Source organism: Cellulomonas palmilytica, from assembly GCF_021590045.1.
Lineage (GTDB): Bacteria > Actinomycetota > Actinomycetes > Actinomycetales > Cellulomonadaceae > Cellulomonas > Cellulomonas palmilytica.
Genome location: NZ_CP062221.1, coordinates 561,345 through 577,925 on the forward strand (window position 1 = coordinate 561,345; position 16,581 = coordinate 577,925).

14 protein-coding genes and 1 pseudogene are annotated in these 16,581 nt (G+C 74.0%); 4 read left to right on the plus strand and 11 right to left on the minus strand.

What is annotated here, in order from left to right; genetic code table 11:
- Positions 1-96: 96 nt before the first annotated feature.
- The 3 genes from exaC to F1D97_RS02795 form a co-directional block, all read right to left on the minus strand.
- Positions 97-1,620 (minus strand): acetaldehyde dehydrogenase ExaC, encoded by a 1,524-nt coding sequence (exaC, locus tag F1D97_RS02785; protein ID WP_236122216.1) that lies wholly within the window; start codon positions 1,618-1,620, stop codon positions 97-99.
- Positions 1,621-1,767: 147 nt separating this feature from the next.
- Positions 1,768-1,920 carry a hypothetical protein gene (locus F1D97_RS02790; protein ID WP_236122217.1) on the minus strand — a complete coding sequence of 51 codons (153 nt, stop codon included), beginning with the start codon at positions 1,918-1,920 and terminating at the stop codon, positions 1,768-1,770.
- A 193-nt stretch (positions 1,921-2,113) separates the two neighbouring features.
- The gene (locus F1D97_RS02795; RefSeq protein WP_236123461.1) at positions 2,114-2,875 is read right to left on the minus strand and encodes a deoxyribonuclease IV; all 762 of its coding nucleotides are present in this window, start codon (positions 2,873-2,875) and stop codon (positions 2,114-2,116) included.
- Positions 2,876-3,123: 248 nt separating this feature from the next.
- Between F1D97_RS02795 and F1D97_RS02800 the strand changes: the two genes are divergently transcribed.
- Positions 3,124-3,495, plus strand: a complete 372-nt coding sequence (locus F1D97_RS02800; RefSeq protein WP_236122218.1) for a DoxX family protein — start codon at positions 3,124-3,126, stop codon at positions 3,493-3,495.
- Between the two features lie 2 nt (positions 3,496-3,497).
- On the opposite strand, the gene F1D97_RS02805 is transcribed toward F1D97_RS02800, so the two are convergent.
- Positions 3,498-4,724, minus strand: coding sequence for a GAF domain-containing protein (locus tag F1D97_RS02805; RefSeq protein WP_236122219.1), 1,227 nt, complete (start codon positions 4,722-4,724; stop codon positions 3,498-3,500).
- A gap of 209 nt (positions 4,725-4,933) precedes the next feature.
- On the opposite strand from F1D97_RS02805, the pseudogene F1D97_RS02810 reads away from it, so the two are divergent.
- Together F1D97_RS02810 and F1D97_RS02815 are read left to right on the plus strand one after the other, a co-directional pair.
- Positions 4,934-5,521 (plus strand): annotated as a pseudogene (locus F1D97_RS02810) (TetR/AcrR family transcriptional regulator); the annotation flags it as partial.
- 119 nt (positions 5,522-5,640) lie between these two features.
- On the plus strand, positions 5,641-6,879 hold the full coding sequence (locus F1D97_RS02815; RefSeq protein ID WP_236122220.1) for an RsmD family RNA methyltransferase: 1,239 nt from the start codon (positions 5,641-5,643) through the stop codon (positions 6,877-6,879).
- Positions 6,880-6,883: 4 nt separating this feature from the next.
- Here the strand turns inward: F1D97_RS02815 and F1D97_RS02820 are convergent, their stop codons facing one another.
- Both F1D97_RS02820 and F1D97_RS02825 read right to left on the minus strand, forming a co-directional pair.
- Positions 6,884-7,924, minus strand: coding sequence for a 1-acyl-sn-glycerol-3-phosphate acyltransferase (locus F1D97_RS02820; RefSeq protein ID WP_236122221.1), 1,041 nt, complete (start codon positions 7,922-7,924; stop codon positions 6,884-6,886).
- Positions 7,921-8,739, minus strand: coding sequence for a patatin-like phospholipase family protein (locus F1D97_RS02825; RefSeq protein WP_236122222.1), 819 nt, complete (start codon positions 8,737-8,739; stop codon positions 7,921-7,923). The genes F1D97_RS02820 and F1D97_RS02825 overlap by 4 nt, the downstream gene beginning before the upstream one ends.
- 286 nt (positions 8,740-9,025) lie before the next feature.
- Here F1D97_RS02825 and F1D97_RS02830 point away from each other — a divergent pair, with 286 nt between their 5' ends.
- Positions 9,026-10,951 (plus strand): NHL domain-containing thioredoxin family protein, encoded by a 1,926-nt coding sequence (locus F1D97_RS02830; RefSeq protein ID WP_236122223.1) that lies wholly within the window; start codon positions 9,026-9,028, stop codon positions 10,949-10,951.
- A gap of 93 nt (positions 10,952-11,044) precedes the next feature.
- Here the strand turns inward: F1D97_RS02830 and F1D97_RS02835 are convergent, their stop codons facing one another.
- The 5 genes from F1D97_RS02835 to F1D97_RS02855 form a co-directional block, all read right to left on the minus strand.
- Complete coding sequence (locus F1D97_RS02835; RefSeq protein WP_236122224.1) at positions 11,045-12,454, minus strand: GGDEF domain-containing protein; 1,410 nt, start codon at positions 12,452-12,454, stop codon at positions 11,045-11,047.
- Positions 12,455-12,553: 99 nt separating this feature from the next.
- Positions 12,554-13,234, minus strand: a complete 681-nt coding sequence (locus F1D97_RS02840; RefSeq protein WP_236122225.1) for a biliverdin-producing heme oxygenase — start codon at positions 13,232-13,234, stop codon at positions 12,554-12,556.
- Between the two features lie 183 nt (positions 13,235-13,417).
- Positions 13,418-13,669: a DUF6458 family protein gene (locus F1D97_RS02845; protein WP_236122226.1), complete on the minus strand. Its 252-nt coding sequence runs from the start codon at positions 13,667-13,669 to the stop codon at positions 13,418-13,420.
- A gap of 102 nt (positions 13,670-13,771) precedes the next feature.
- Positions 13,772-15,856 (minus strand): S9 family peptidase, encoded by a 2,085-nt coding sequence (locus tag F1D97_RS02850; protein WP_236122227.1) that lies wholly within the window; start codon positions 15,854-15,856, stop codon positions 13,772-13,774.
- Positions 15,857-15,920: 64 nt separating this feature from the next.
- Positions 15,921-16,559: an Abi family protein gene (locus F1D97_RS02855; protein WP_236122228.1), complete on the minus strand. Its 639-nt coding sequence runs from the start codon at positions 16,557-16,559 to the stop codon at positions 15,921-15,923.
- Positions 16,560-16,581: the final 22 nt, after the last annotated feature.

A 16,581-nucleotide genomic window follows, 5' to 3' on the forward strand; every position in this document is an offset into this window, starting at 1 on the left:
TTCCTCCTGCCAGCATGCGCCGCGGGGCCGCGTGCCGCCCGACGAGGGACGGCACGCGGCCCGCAGCACCGGCCGGCTCGCCGGCCGCAGGACGCGTCAGAAGAAGCCGAGCTTGGTGCCCGAGTAGCTCACCAGCAGGTTCTTGGTCTGCTGGTAGTGGTCGAGCATCATCTTGTGGTTCTCGCGGCCCACGCCCGAGCCCTTGTAGCCGCCGAACGCCGCGGCCGCCGGGTACGCGTGGTAGCAGTTGGTCCACACACGGCCCGCCTGGATCTCACGCCCCGCGCGGTACGCCGTGGCCTGCTCGCGCGACCACACCCCGGCACCCAGGCCGTACAGGGTGTCGTTCGCGATGGTCACCGCGTCCTCGAAGTCCGTGAACGACGTGACCGCGACGACCGGCCCGAAGATCTCCTCCTGGAAGATCCGCATCGAGTTCTTGCCCTCGAACACCGTCGGCTGCACGTAGTACCCCTCGGCCAGGTCGCCGTCGAGGTGCGCGCGCTCGCCACCCGTGAGCACCTTCGCGCCCTCGGCCTTGCCGATGTCGATGTACGACAGGATCTTCTCGAGCTGGTCGTTCGACGCCTGCGCGCCGATCATCGTCTCGGTGTCGAGCGGGTCGCCCTGCTTGATGGCCTGGACGCGCGCGATGCCGTCGGCCAGGAAGTCGTCGTAGATCGACTCCGCGATCAGCGCACGCGACGGGCACGTGCACACCTCGCCCTGGTTGAGGGCGAACATCGCGAAGCCCTCGAGCGCCTTGTCGTAGTAGTCGTCCTTCGCGCGCGCGACGTCCTCGAAGAAGATGTTCGGGCTCTTGCCGCCGAGCTCGAGCGTCACCGGGATGATGTTCTGGCTCGCGTACTGCATGATCAGCCGGCCCGTGGTCGTCTCGCCCGTGAACGCGATCTTGCGGATCCGCGACGACGAGGCCAGCGGCTTGCCCGCCTCGACACCGAACCCGTTGACCACGTTGACCACGCCCGGGGGCAGCAGGTCCGCGATCAGCTCCATGAGCAGCAGGATCGACGCGGGCGTCTGCTCGGCGGGCTTGAGCACCACGGTGTTGCCCGCCGCGAGCGCCGGCGCCAGCTTCCACGTCGCCATGAGCAGCGGGAAGTTCCACGGGATGATCTGCCCGACCACGCCCAGCGGCTCGTGGAAGTGGTACGCGATCGTGTCCTCGTCGATCTCCGAGATCGACCCCTCCTGCGCGCGGATCGCGCCCGCGAAGTAGCGGAAGTGGTCGATCGCGAGCGGGATGTCCGCGGCGAGCGTCTCGCGCACGGGCTTGCCGTTCTCCCACGACTCCGCGACCGCGATCATCTCGAGGTTCGCCTCGATGCGGTCGGCGATCTTGTTGAGGATCACGGCCCGCTCGGTCGCGGACGTGCGACCCCACGTGCGGGCCGCGCCGTGCGCCGCGTCGAGCGCGCGCTCGATGTCGTCGCCGTCGCCGCGCGCGACCTCCGTGAACGTGCGGCCGGTCACGGGGCTCGGGTTCTCGAAGTACCGACCGGCCTTCGGGGCGACGAACTCGCCGCCGATCCAGTGGTCGTACCGCTCGCGGTAGGTGGCGGGGCTTCCGGTCGTGCCGGGTGCTGCGTAGACGGTCATGGCGTCTGGCTCCCTTCCGGGTGCGCGGGCGCCCAGGGGGTCAGACGCCCGGACACGGCGTCGTTGCCGCGTCACCGCGACGCTAGGCACCGCAGGGTTGCAACACCGTTGCACCCTGCGCGACCCCCGTCGTCGTCCGAGGGGAGATCACAGCGGGCGCGCGTCGCGGCGAGCCCGGTCCGTCACCGGCCCATGAACCGCACCGGACATGACGTCGACGCTCACGCCGAGCAGCGACTCGAGCTCGTCGACCAGTCCGAGGAGGTCGATGAGATCCGTCCCGTCCTCGAACGTGACCATGAGGTCGAGGTCGGAGCCTGGGACGTCGTCCCCGCGCGCGACCGAGCCGACGACGAGCGGATCGCGCCCCCGTGCCGGGCGATGACCTCGCGCACCCGCTCTCGCTCGCGGTCCAGGGCAGCGGACGGCCGACGCCTCGAAGGGGCGTCGTCTCATCCGCGTGCATGCGTGGACCGTCTCGTACCGGACGCCGTCATGCCGCCAGGGCGGCCTTGAGGAAGGCGATGTCCTCGGCCTGGCCCTCGGCCGGGGTCTCGACGACCGCGTCGCAGCCCGCCTCGCGCACGACGTGCGCGATGAGCTCGGGCGGGATGGTGCCGCGGGCGAAGTTCGCGTGGCGGTCCCGGTTGGAGCCCGCCTCGTCGCGCGAGCTGTTCGCGTGGACCAGGTCGATGCGGCCGGTGATCGCGGTGATCTTCTCGACCACGGTCTCCAGGTCCAGGCCCGACGCCCAGGCGTGGCACGTGTCGAGGCAGAAGCCCACGTCGTACCGGCCGATCGCGTCCCACAGCTGCGCGATGGCCTCCAGGGTCCGGGCGCACGCGTTCTCGCCGCCGGCGGTGTTCTCGACGAGCACGCGCACGGGGTAGGTGGCGCGCTCGAACGTCTTGCGCCAGTTGTCGACGCCGACCGCGAGGTCGTCGCCCGCGCCGACGTGCCCGCCGTGCACGATCAGCCCGCGCGCGCCGACGGTCGCGGCGGCCGCGCTGTGCTGGGCGATCATGTTCCGGCTCGGGATGCGGATGCGGTTGTTGGTCGACGCGACGTTGACCAGGTACGGCGCGTGCACGTAGACGCCGAGCCCGCTCGCGAGGATCGCGTCCGCGTCCTCGCGCGGCGCGGGCTTCTTCCAGCCCTGCGGGTCGGCGAGGAAGATCTGCACCGCCTCCGCGCCGGCCGCGGAGGCCGCCGCCACCGGGTCGTCTTCGCGTGCGTGAGCACCGATCAGCACCACGTCGTCACCCTTGTCCTCGTCGTCCAGCGTCTCGTCGTACCCGATCGTGCCGTCCCGCGGCCCCGCGCGCGGGTCCCGCGCGGCGGGTGAGACCGCGTCGCTCGTGCCGCCGACGCTAGACGCGACCCCCGACACGCACCCGCCGGCCGGCTCGCACGCGTCTCACCTGCGAGGACGGTAGTTGACAGCGCAACGACCTGCCGGAAGCGTCCCCTTCGTCACCCGCCCCGCCGGCCCGGGAGCCCCGCATGAGCACCGTCCTGTGGATCCTGCAGATCCTGCTCGCCGTCGCGTTCGTCGCGACCGGGCTCCTCAAGGCCACGCAGCCGCGCGAACGGCTCGAGTCGTTCCAGCCGTGGGTCGAGGAGTTCCCGACGCGGACCATCCGGCTGATCGGCGTCGCCGAGCTCCTCGCGGCGCTCGGGCTCGTGCTGCCGGCGGCCACCGGCATCCTGCCGGTCCTCACGCCCCTGGCGGCGACCGGGCTCGTCGTCGTGATGCTCCTGGCCGCGCGCGTGCACGCGCGGCGCGGCGAGCGGCAGGCCATCGTCGTCAACGCCGTGCTCCTGGTGCTCGCGGCGGTCGTCGCGTGGGGCCGGTTCGGGCCGTACGCGCTCTGAGGTCAGCGCGCGGTGAGCGACGTCTCCAGGCGCCGCAGCTGCGCGCACGCGCGCAGGTGGCTCGCCGACCCGGCGGGGCTCGACGCCGCGAGCGCGCGCCACGCGTCGTAGTCGTCGGCGCCCTCGTCGGACGCCGCCCACCGCACGATCACGCGCGGGTCGCGTGACGCGAGGACGGCCGCACGCACCTCGTCGGACACCGCGTCCCGGACCCGCTGGACGCCCGGCGACGACGAGCGCGGCAGCACCGGACCCGTGTAGGACGCGACGGCCTGCGCGACGTCTCCCAGCGCGAGCGCCTCGCGCACCGCGTCCACGTCCGTGCGCACGGCGCGCGTCAGCCGGTACGGGCGCGACGCGCTGAGCAGCGGCCCGACCGCCCGGCGCAGCCGCGACACCTCGGCGCGCACCGTGACGCCCGACAGCTCGGACTCCGTGAGCAGCACCGCGAGCTCGTCGCCCGTCAGGCCCGCGGGGTGCTCCGCGAGCAGCAGCAGGATCTCCGCGTGCCGGCCCGACAGGCGGTGGGCGGAGCCGTCGACGACGAGCGTGCCGCCCTGGCTGCCGAGCACGCGCAACGTGGGCGCGGGCGGGCCGGCCGGCGTGCTCGTCGCGATGCGGCCGACCGTCGCCTCGACCGCGGTGGCGGTCGCTCGCACGAGCTGCATCGCGATGGGCGTCGCGACGATCGGCCCGCCCGTGATGTCGAGGACGCCGAGCATCCGGCCCGACGCGTCGTGCACGGGCGCGGCCGCGCACGAGAACGCCTGCACGGGCCGCGCCCAGTGCTCGGTCCCGACGACCTGCACCTCACGGTTCGTCGCGAGCGCCGTGCCCGGCGCGTTGGTGCCCGCGCAGTCCTCGCTCCACACCGCGCCCTCGACGAACCCGACGCCGCTCACCGCGCGCCGCACGCCCGCGTCCCCCTCGACCCACAGCAGCCGCCCGGACGGGTCCACGAGCGCCGCGACCCACTGCGGGTCCGCGTCGAGCAGCAGGTGCCGCACCACGGGCAGCGCGTCGGCCAGCGGGGTCGCGCGGCGCAGGCCCGCGAGGTCGTTCGCGGACACGTCGACGCGCGGCGCGGGGTGCTCCGGGTCGACTCCGCTGCGGCGGCTGCGCCGCCAGGACTCGGCGACGATGCGGCGGACCGTGCCGGTCACGCGGCCGGTGCTGACGAACGCGTCCTGGACCGCGCGGGCGTCGGGCTGGTCGGTCGTCGTCGACACGCGCACCTCCGTCCGCCTCGGCGGCGCGCGGCAGGGCGCGAGGTCGGCCGCGTCGCCGATCGCCACGAGTGTAAGGACGAAAGTCCCGGGGTGACAGGCCGGGCGCCGTGGCCTCGGCACACGCGCCGGGCCCGGAGCGCCCGGGGTGCCCTGGTATGGCCCTGACCTGCAGACACGCTGTTTCTGACATGTTGTGTCAGACTGTCAGCATGCCCAAGATCATCGGCGGGTCCCTGCACGAGCACCGCGAGCAGACCCGGCAGAAGCTGTTCGCGGCGCTGTCGACCCTCATGACGGAGCGCGGCTTCGACGCCATCACCCTCGCCGAGATCGCCGCCGCCGCCGGAGTCGGGCGCACCGCGGTCTACAACCACTTCCCCGACAAGGAGGCGCTGCTCGTCGGGTTCATCACCCACGAGACCGAGCAGTACGCCGCCACCCTGCAGCGCGCGCTCGACGACCTCGACGACCCGGTCGAGCGCCTGCGCACCTACGTCAGCCAGCAGATCCAGCTCAAGCGGATCTACCACATCGCCCCCGGACCGGACCTGCGCAGCGTCCTGTCACGCCAGACGCAGGCCCGCGTGCGCGAGCACGTCGTCGTCGTCGAGCGGATCCTGCGCGACATCCTGTCCGACGGCATCGCATCCGGCGCCTTCCCGGCCCAGGACCTCGACACCACCGTCCCGCTCGTCAACGCGTGCCTGTCCGGCCGCGGCGTGCCCGACGACGGGCCCGAGCGCGAGCGCGCCATCGAGCAGACCGAGGCGTTCGTGCTGCGGGCCGTCGGCGTCCCGTCGCCGGAGCCCGGGTCGCGGTCCGGGTCCGGGTCCGACCAAGGTGCGGACGAGGTCGACGACGACGCGGTCGCGCCCGAGGCCGACGCGCGCGTCGCCGCGCTCACCGCCTGACGCGCGTGCCGCACCAGGGCCGTCGCCCGCACCGCTCCTCGGGCCGCAGCACTCCCGACGACCGCTCCGACCGCGCGGGCTCGAGCAGCCGCGCGGGCTCGAGCAGCCGCGCGGCCTCGGGACGCGCAGTCCGGTCGGGACGCCGCAGCGCCCCCGCCGCGCGCGTCGTCAGCCCGCCGTCGTCGCGGCGCACGCGCGTCGAGCTGACGTTCCTCGGCGGGCTGGGCGACGTCCTGTCCGACGAGGTCCGCGAGGTGCTCGACGTCGAGCCGCGCCCCGTGCCCGGGCGCGACGACGCGCTCGTCGTCGAGCTCGCGGGCGACCGGCTCGCCCAGGTGCGCCGCCTGCGCACGGCCGTCGCGGCGTTCGTCGTGCTGCACCACGACGTGCCGCGCCCCAAGTCCCTGCTGTCGGGCGAGCACCTGCAGCGCATCGTCGACGCCGCGTACGCGTCGCTGCGCGTCGCGGGCTCGTCGACGTTCCGGTTCGAGGCCGCGGGCGCGGACTCGGCGGTGTTCGCGCGGCTCGGCGACGAGCTCGCCCGGGCGACCGGGCTCAAGCACGACGCGGCCGACGGCGAGCTCGTCGTGAAGGTCCGCCGCGGCGTGCGGCGCGACGAGCGCACCGACCCGGGGTGGGACGTGCTCGTGCGCATCGGGCCGCGGCCACTGTCGGCCCGGACGTGGCGCGTCGCGGACTTCCCCGGCGCCGCGAACGCGACGATCGCCGCGGCGATGGTGCGGCTCGCGGGCGTGCGCGACGAGGACCGCGTGCTCAACCTGATGTCCGGCTCCGGCACGCTGCTGGTCGAGCGCCTGCTCGCCGGTGCGGCCGCGAGCGCGGTCGGGATCGACACGGCCGACGCCGCGCTGACCGCCGCGCGCGAGAACCTCGAGGCCGCGGGGCTGACGCGCAAGGTCACGCTCGTGCAGGCCGACGCTCTCGACCCGTCGTCGTGGCCCGCGGGCCCCGCGACGGAGCCCGCCGACCTGGTGCTCGCCGACCCGCCGTGGGGCACGCTGCACGGCTCGCACGCCGACGCCCCGGCGACCCACGCCGGCCTGCTGCGCGCCGCGCACGCCGCCTCGGCACCCGGCGCGCGGCTCGTCGTGCTCACGCACGAGGTCAAGGTCATGGAGGCCGCGGTGCGCGACGCGGCGTCGCTGTGGCGCGCGCACCCGCCCGTGCGGGTCTACGCCAAGGGCCACCACCCGCGCATCTGGCTGCTCGACCGCGTGGGCTGACCGCTCACTCCTGGTGGTCGGCGATCCACTCGTCGATGCGGCGCCAGTGGTCGAACAGCCACGCCTCCTGGTCGGCGCCCGCCTGCGGCACGTCGGCGGGCTGCACGGGCCAGCCCTTCATGACGATCTGCTTGTCCATGGGCAGCTCGCGCCAGATGTCGGCGACGGTGACGAGCCGGTCGAGGCCGGTGTGCCCGATGAACACGACGCCCGCGTCAGGGGCTGCCTCGAGCGCGGACAGCAGCCCGCCCGCGTGCGGTGCCATGACGTTGGCCATCTGCTCGGCCTGCGCGGCGAGCTCGGTGCGGCCGGCGCTGCGCAGCGCCTCGATGCGGCCGAGCCGCCGGCGCGGGGTCACGTTGCCGCCCTCGGGGAAGATCAGCAGGGCGTCGTCGTGGTCGAGCCCGCGCGCGAGGTCGCCGACGAGGTCCGACATGCCGGGCGCGTCCGAGGGCCGGGCCGCGCGCGGCGTGACGAACTGCGTGGGCAGGCGGTTGAGGAGCACGTCGATCGCGGGGTCCCACTGCAAGGTGTCCTTGAGGACGATGCGGGGCTCGCGGTCGAACTGCGTGAGCAGCGCGTGCACCAGGATGAACGAGTCCCCCGGGCCGGCGTGCCGGCTCGCGACGACGACCGGCCGGCCGCGGAGCACCCCGCCCAGGTCCGCGTCCTCGACGACGATGCGCAGCCGCAGCGTCCAGCGCACCTGCCAGAACAGCACGTCGAGCATCCGGGCCGCGAACACGTAGTGCGCACGCTGGAACGCGGGCGCGCGGATGTGCCATCCGAATCCGCTGCCGACCCACAGCGCGAACGCGACGACGATGACCACGGCGTCCCAGTACAGGTAGAACAGCGCCATCCAGAACGCGCGCACGATCCGCAGCCGCCCCGGCAGCAGCCACGTCATGACGGCGCCGACGAACGCCGCGACGAGCACGCCGATCGGCAGGACGACGAGCGCGAGCAGGACGACGAGCGGCGCGAGGACGACCCGGCGGACCCACCGCGGCGGCAGTCGCCAGAGCCCCGCCGCGCGCGTCATCGCGCGTCCAGGTACGCCAAGGTCGCCGCGTGGGCGGCGTCCATGCGTGTACGGACCGTGTCCATACGTCTGTACGACGAGAGCTTCTCGTCGCCCTTCGTCGGGCCTCCGCTCGGCAGCACGTGCACCGTGACTCCTTCCGGGGCCTCGTCGACCTCGCGCGAGAACCGGTGGCGCCGCGCGATCTCGAAGCTCACGCGCGCCACGTCCGACGGCCGGTCCGGCTTGGTCAGCGGCTCCTCGATCCGCCCGACCTGCAGCACGTACACCGCGGTCGCGCCGCGCCGCCACGCCTCCGACAGCGGGATCGAGTTCACCAGCCCGCCGTCGACGTAGTGCGCGCCGTCGATCTCCGTGGCGGGCAGGATCCCCGGCACCGACGCCGACGCCATGACCGCCGGCACCACCGGGCCGGTGTCGAACCACTGCTCCGCGGCGCGCTCGATGCACGCCGCCGCGACCGCGAGCGGCACCGCCAGGTCCTCGAACCGGGTGTCCGCGCCGATCATGCCGGCCACCAGCTCCCGCAACGGCCCGGGGTCGTTGAGGTGCGTGCGCGAGCGCGCGAGGCGCGCCAGCTGCTTGGGCCACGAGTCGCCGTACACGGCCGCCGCCGCGGGTGACGCCCACGCCTGCGCGAGCCGCTCGACCACCGCGGGCGTGGGGTCCGCGGCGACCGCCGACCCGTTGATCGCACCGATCGACGTCCCGACGACGACGTCGGGGGTGATCCCGCGCTCGAACAGCGCCCGCAGCATCCCGACCTGCACCGCGCCGCGCACGCCACCACCGCCGAGCACGAATCCCACGCTCATGCAGCCGATCGTGGCAGACCCCCACCCACCCCGCGATCCCTCCCCCCGGGTGGTCCGCCACCACCCGCCGACCCACCACCCCCGTCGCCCTCACCACCCCCGTCGACCCCGCGCTTGCTCCGGCTCCGGGGCCGGGAGGCCGGAGGAAGCACGGGCTCGGCGAGCGAGGCCTCCGCGACCCCGCGGTCGCTCCGGCTCCGGGGCGGCTGAGCCGGAGGAGAGGCGGGGTCGACGCGCACGCCCTCCCGGAGGGAAGGCCGGGTCGGGGAGCAGACAGAATGGGGGCGTGACTTCCTCGACGACCGGGCGGCTGCCCCGGGTCCGTGCGTCCGAGCTCGTCGGACGCGGCTGGCTCAACACCGGCGGGCGTGACGTGACGCTCGCGGACCTGCGCGGCAAGGTCGTCGTGCTGGACTTCTGGACGTTCTGCTGCATCAACTGCCTGCACGTGCTCGACGAGCTGCGCGACCTCGAGGCGGAGCTCTCCGACGTGCTCGTCGTGATCGGCGTGCACTCCCCGAAGTTCGTGCACGAGGCCGACCCGGTCGCCCTCGCCGCGGCGGTGGAGCGGTACGAGGTGCACCACCCGGTGCTGGACGACCCGCGGCTGCAGACGTGGCAGGCGTACGCGGCGCGGGCGTGGCCGACGCTCGTCGTGATCGACCCCGAGGGGTACGTCGTGGCGCAGATGGCGGGCGAGGGGCACCGGCACAACCTCGAGATCCTGGTGCGCGAGCTCGTCGCGGAGCACGAGGCCAAGGGCACGCTGCACCGCGGGTCGGGCCCGTACGTGCCGCCGTCGGCGACGCCCGGGACGCTGCGGTTCCCGGCGAAGGCGGTCGCGCTGCCGAACGGGAACCTGCTCGTCGCGGACGCGGGCCACCACTCCCTGGCGGAGCTCGCGCCCGACGGCGAGACGCTGGTCCGTCGGATCGGTGCGGGCGAGCGCGGGTTCCTCGACGGCGGTCCCGACGAGGCGCGGTTCAGCGAGCCGAACGGCCTGTGCCTCGTGCCCGACGAGCTGCGCCCCTGGCTCGAGTACGACGTGCTCGTCGCGGACACCGTGAACCACGCGCTGCGCGGCGTGCGGCTCGACGACGGGACGGTGACGACGGTCGCCGGGACCGGCGAGCAGCTCATGGTCGGCGCGTCGGACAACGTGTCGGCCGTGTTCGGCGGCGGCAACGGGATGGGCTTCGCCGGGCACGCGCACGCGGTACGGCTCTCGTCGCCGTGGGACGTCGCGTGGTCGCAGGAGTGGGGCGCGTTCGTCGTCGCGATGGCCGGCAACCACACGCTGTGGGCGTTCGACGACAAGGAGGGCTCGATCGCGCACGTCGGTGGGACCATGAACGAGGGACTGCTCGACGGGCCGCTGCCCGAGGCGTGGTTCGCGCAGCCGTCGGGGCTGGCCGTCGGACCGGACGGACGGATCTGGCTCGCGGACTCCGAGACGTCCGCGCTGCGCGTGGTCACCCCCGTGCACGCCACCAACGGCGACGGGACGGTGCGCACCGTCGTCGGCGAGGGGCTGTTCGACTTCGGGCACCGCGACGGACCTGCCGACGAGGCGCGGCTGCAGCACCCGCTCGGCGTCGCGGTGCTGCCCGACGGGTCGGTCGCCGTCGCGGACACGTACAACGGCGCGGTCCGCCGCTACGTCCCGCCCGCGGACGGGTCCGGGGTCGGCGAGGTCACGACGATCGCGACGGGCCTCGCCGAGCCGAGCGGGCTCGTCGTGCTGGGCGACGGGCCGGACGCGACGCTGCTCGTCGTCGAGTCCGCCGCCCACCGCGTGACCCGCCTGCCGCTCGCCGGCGTGGTGGACGCGAGCGTCGACGGCGGTGCGCACCGCACGCAGCGCCCGGTCACGGACCTCGCGGCGCGCGTGCGGCTCGACGTGGTGTTCACGCCCGCGACAGGGCAGAAGTACGACGACCGCTTCGGCCCGTCCACGCGACTGCAGGTCTCGTCGACCCCGCCGGGCCTGCTGCTGGAGGGAGCCGGCGACGACGTGCCGTTCGAGCGCGCGCTCGTCCTCGACCCGGCCGTCGGCGAGGGCGTCCTGCACGTCACGGCACACGCGGCGTCGTGCGACGACGACCCCGCGGTCGAGTACCCGGCGTGCCACCTCAACGCGCAGGACTGGGGCGTCCCCGTGCGCGTCACCGCAGGCGGCGAGACGACCCTGACGCTCCCGCTGCACGGCTGACCCGCGACCGACGAGCCGGGCAGCGACGGACCGGGCACCGACGGACCTGGCACCGACAGACCTGGCACCGACGGACCGGGCACCGACGGACCGTCAGGACGCGCCCTCGATCGCGACGGCGGTCAGCGCGTGCAGCGCCGTGTTCACCGCCGGGCCCTGCGCGGCGTTCGGCGACGAGCCGATCTCGACGAGCCACGACCCGTGCACCACCTGCGTGACGAGCTGCTCGTTCTCCCCGTCCGCAGGGCTACCGCCGCGCGCGATCGCCGACGCGCTCCCGTCGCGCTGCATGAGCACGGCCCACGCCGACCCGCCGAGGGTCTCGGTGGTCGCGGCTGCCATCGCGCACAACCGCGGCACGACGCCGGACTGCGCGGCGGTGATCGCGGCGGCACCGGCCACGACGACGCGCTCGGCCGTCACCGCGGGATCCGCGATCGGCACCGCGGACGCGCGCGCCCGCGCCCGGGCCCGCTTGACCCGGTACTGCGCGATGTCCGCGCGTCGGAACAGGTTGCGCGCGGAGATCTCGCCCGTGATCGCGGTGGACGCCAGGCCGTAGGAGATCGCGGCGCCGTGCGGCAGCGGGAAGTCCGTCGTCGCGGTGGACATGACCTCCGCGACCTCGGCCCGGTGGTGGCCCACGGTGACCAGGCAGAACTCGTCGCCGCCCAGGCGTGCGGCGGTCGAGCCCGGCAGCCGGTCCGCGGCGCGGCGCAGCACGTCCGCCACGGCCCGCAGCAGGTCGTCGCCCGTGTCGTGGCCGAGCTCGTCGTTCACGCGCTTGAGGCCGTCCACGTCGCACATGACGATGCAGACCTCCTCGCCCGACTCGAGCGCGGCCTCCGCGGCGGTGTCCGCGACGCGGCGGTTCGACAGCCCGGTCAGCGGGTCGTCGGCGACGAGGTGGCGGATCTGCTCCTCGAGGTCGACGCGCGCGATCGCGCCCGCGGTCAGCGCCGCGATGACCTCCGCGCGCGCGAGGTCGTCGATCGTGAACAGCCCGTTCTCGGGGCCGCGCATCGCGAACAGCTCGCCCCACACCGCGCCGTTCACGACGATCGGCGAGGCCAGCGAGCTCGCGGCACCGACCTGCTGCAGCATCTCGATCTCGACCGGGTCGCCCGCGTCGGGGTCGCCGGGCTGCACGGGTGCGCCCGTGACGTCCTGCGCGTGCGCGATCCACGACTCGCGCTCCCGGATGAGCCGACGCAGCGCCGGCCGGTCCTCCGCGCGGTACGAGCCGCGCAGCCGCCAGACCTGGCGCGGGTCGGCGCCGGGCTCGGTGTGCAGGACGTGCAGCGTCTCCTGCTCGATGCGGCACGTGGCCGCGAGCCGGGCCTGGAGCACCTCGGCCGCGACCGCCGCCGCGGTCTGCACGACCTCGTCGAGCGAGCGCGCGTGCTCGAGCTTGCGGGCGGCCATGGCGAAGCCGCGAACACCGCTGAGAGCCGCCGCGGCTCGTCGGTCCGCGCGCGCTCCGGCCGTCACCCGTGGCGTCACGGGGACATCATCGCGTGCCGGGAGCACTCGCGGACACCTCGCGGCATCCGAATCACTCGTTCCGCACAAATCGCCCGCTCCGGACGACCCGGCCAGGGGTCACACGGCCACGAACCGCCGGCCCAGGCCGGCGAAGACCGCCTGGTTGAGACGGAACGCGACCTGCGCCTCGGCGACCGTCGCCGCGCGCTGCGCGGCGTCGAGCGGCAGCGCGTCGAGCCGCTCCCGGTACACGTCCTTGAACGGCTTGAGCTTGTGGATCTCGGGGAAGTCGTAGAACGAGACGCCCTCGTCCGGCACGCCGTAGTGCCGCTGCACCATGCGCTTGACCACCTGGCCGCCGGACAGGTCCCCCAGGTAACGCGTGTACGCGTGCGCCGCGTAGAGCGTGAGGTCCGACGAGCACGCGGCCAGGCGCTGCGCGTACTCCTGGGTCTCCGGGAGCAGCTCGACCTGTTCCGCCCAGTCGGCGCCGAGCAGGCACGCGAGGTCCGACTCGATCGCGGGCAGGCGCGTGAGCTCGTCGAGCACGAGGCCGTGGTCGGCGCCGTCGGCGCGCAGCGCGGCACCCGCGGCCTCGAGCGCGGCGTAGATCGCGAGCTGCTGCACCGCGAGCGCGGTGTACGCGTCCTGGCCGAGCCGGCCGCCCATGAGCGCCTCGATGAACGCCATGCCCTCGGCCTCTCCGTGGGCCTCGCGGGTGCCCTCGCGCAACGCGAGCGACAGCGGCTGGTCCAGGGTCAGGTCGGTGGTGCCTGCGGGCACGGAGGTCGTCGTCACGGGTGTCTCTCTCGTTCGCGGTCGCACGTTGATGACGTGCTGTCAGGAACAGTACGCGACGAGGTAAGGATTGCCTATCCTCCGTCGGTCGGTCGTCCAGATGCCGGGACGGGCGTCGCGTCCGGGAACAACGAAGGGCGCCGCGCGACCCGTCAGTCGCGCGACGCCCTCGTCGGACTCGCGTCACACCGCAGGCGGCACGTCCCGGCGCTCCACCACCGTGGGCGGGGTCACCTCGCGGTGCTCCACCACCGCCGTGTGCGACGTCCTGGTGCGCTGCGCGTTCAGCACCAGCGCGAGGATCAGCATGAGCGCGCCCGCACCCATGCAGATGTACCCGATCACCGTCAGGTTGACGCCGTCGATCGCGTCCCTCACCCCGAAGGCCAGGATCGCGCCGATCACGAGCAGCCCGATGCCGCCACCGATACCCATGCGTGACTCCCTTCGTCGACGGCCGTCAGGCCGCGCCCAGGCTTCGGAGTCTCACCCGCGCATCGGCGCCCCGCTCGGCGAACGCCCGTTTCGTCCCGGTTCTCAGCCCAGGACCTCCGGATACGCCACCGCGTCGTCACCCGTCCGAGCGAGCACGTGCTCGGCCAGGAACGCCTCGACCGTCCGGTACCAGACGATCGCGTGCTGCGGCTGCAGGACCCAGTGGTTCTCGTCCGGGAAGTACAGGAACCGGTGCGGCGAACGGCCCTCGTCGTCCGCCGGCAGCCCCGACTTCGCGAGCAGCTCGTACCACAGCCGCAGCCCCTCGCCGATCGGCACCCGGTAGTCCCGGTCACCGTGGATCACGAGCATCGGCGTTCGGATGTCCGCGACGAACCGGTGCGGCGACGCCTCGAGCGCCATCTGCTCCGTCATCTCACGCTGCCAGTAGAACGCCGCGTCCGTCGTCGGGCCGAACTGGTCCAGCGCCCACAGGCTCGCGTGCGTGACGATCGCCTTGAACCGGTCCGTGTGCCCCGCGACCCAGTTCGCCATGTACCCGCCGAACGAGCCGCCCATCGCGGCCGTGCGCGTCGCGTCCACCGCGGCGTGCTGCTCCGCGACGTCCGTGACGGCCATGAGGTCCGTGAACGGCGCCTGGCCCCACGCACCCCAGCCGACCTGCACGAAGTCCCGCCCGTACCCGGTCGACAGCGCCGGGTCCGGCAGCAGCACCGCGTACCCGCGCGCCACCAGCAGCCACGGGTTCCAGCGCCACGACCACGCGTTCCACGAGCTGAGCGGCCCGCCGTGGATCCACAGCACCAGCGGCGCCGGGTGCTCGGCGTCCGCACCCTCCGGCAGCGCGAGCCAGGCCCGCACGCGCCGGCCGTCCTCGACCGTCGTCCCGACCTCCTCCAGGCGTCCCGGCAGCTCCGGCGTCGGGGCCGGCGAACGCAGCGCCACGGCCTGCGTCGGCACGCTCGTCAGGTCGATCCGCACCGGGTGCGCGGGCGCCAGGTACGACGAGCGCAGCGCGTACGCCGTGCGCCCGTCGGGAGCCACGCGCACGTCCGTGAAGGCCGCGTCGTCGCTGGTCACGCGCGTGACGACGTCCGGTGCGCCGTCCGTGCCCAGGTCCACGCGGAACACCGGCGCGCGCCCGTCGTCGTCCGCGACCACGAGCAGGCCCGACGAGTCCGGCAGCCACACCGGGCTGCCCGGCCAGCGGTCCCAGCCCGCCGCGACCACGCGCGACTCGCCGCCCGCGAGCGGCACGAGCCGCAGCCCCGCGTGCGGCGCCTCGTGCGGCGACGAGATCGTCTCGTACCCGAACACGACCCAGCGCCCGTCCGGCGACACCTCCGGGCCGAACGCGTCGAACGCGTCGTCCTCGACGAGCGTGCGCCGCTCACCCGTCGCCACGTCGATCGCGACGAGCGCGCTGCGCTGGTCGCCGCGCGCCCGCGGCCGGTTCCAGCCCGTGACGATCGTCGACCCGTCCGGGGAGATCGCCGCGTGCTGCTCGACCAGCGCCGGACCCGCCTGCGGCGTGCGGTCCGTGAGCGTCAGGCGCGGGTCCTCCTCACCCGCGAGCGGGGCCTCGTCCCCGACCACCGCGGACACGTCGGCCGTGAACAGGCGCGGGAAGCCCGGGCCCAGGTCGTGGTCCCAGAACCGCACGGGGTATCCCTCGTGCAGGATCGCGCCGACCTTCTTCTCCTTGCGGTCCTTGCGCAGCTTCTCGTCCTGCTCCTCGTCGGCCGCGTGCACCAGCACGTCACCGCTCAGCAGCACGACGTCGGCGTCCGTCGCCACGACCGGCCCGCCGAGCCCGCCCTTGCGCGCCGCGACCACGCGCGCCTCCGCGCCGTCGCGCGGCAGCAGCCACAGCGCCGGCGGGTTCTCGTCGTCGCCGTCCTTCGCGGCCGGGTCGGGGCGCGCGCTCGTGAACAGCAGGTCACCGGTGCGCGTGAACGCTGCACCGCCCTCCGACTTCGCCGAGCGGGTCAGCCGCCGCGCGGGCTTCTCACCCGCCGGGTCGACCTCCCACAGCGCGGTCACGTACGCGGTCTTCTTCGCGTCGAGCGTCGAGACGCCGACCACGACCCGCTCCCCGTCGGGCGACAGCGCGAGCCCACCGACCCGCGGGATCCCGACGTACTCCTCCAGCTCTGCGATCCTCATCCCCCCGTCCTACCACCCCACCCCGACGGCGAGGTGCCCGTCACGTGCACACCCTCCGGTCACGTCACGCAGGACGACGATCGAGCACCTGACCCACGGCGCTCGTGGCGTCGATCCACCACGCCAGCCGCATGTCGATCTGCTCCGCCGTGCGCAGCACGCGTCGGTACTCCTCAGCGAGGTCGTAGCCGATGAGCGGCTCGTGGTGCGCGATCCGGTTCCGGACCCGCCTGATCGCCTCGAGGTCGGAGTGGAGCCGGCCCCGCCGAGCGCGGGGGAACGCCTGGCGTAGACACTGACGCCACAGCGTCCTCGAGTAGGCCTCGGCAAAGAACGAACCCCAGAACCCGAAGGAGAGCTCGGCCACGACGTGGCCCTGCGTGACGACGTGACCTGGTCTCGACGCGCTCGCCTTCGCTCGCCGCACCTGGTCGCGCGCCCCGGCACTGAGCGGGACACCTACGACGTCGAACCACGCCCCCGCACCGCCATGTCTTGCGGTGAGCGCTGCGTCGACGGTGTTGGGGAGCGCCACCTCGAGGTAGTGGATCGCGGCGAACAACGACGCCGAGATCTCCAGGTTCCACTGGTAGAGCTCCACAGCCGCCTTCAGGTCACCACCGCTTGCCACCCGGTAGGTCGACAGCCGCGGTACGGAGAGGAGCCGGATCATCTCGTCGCGCACCGGCTGGTAGATCGTCATCGAGCCCCCATCGTCGACATGA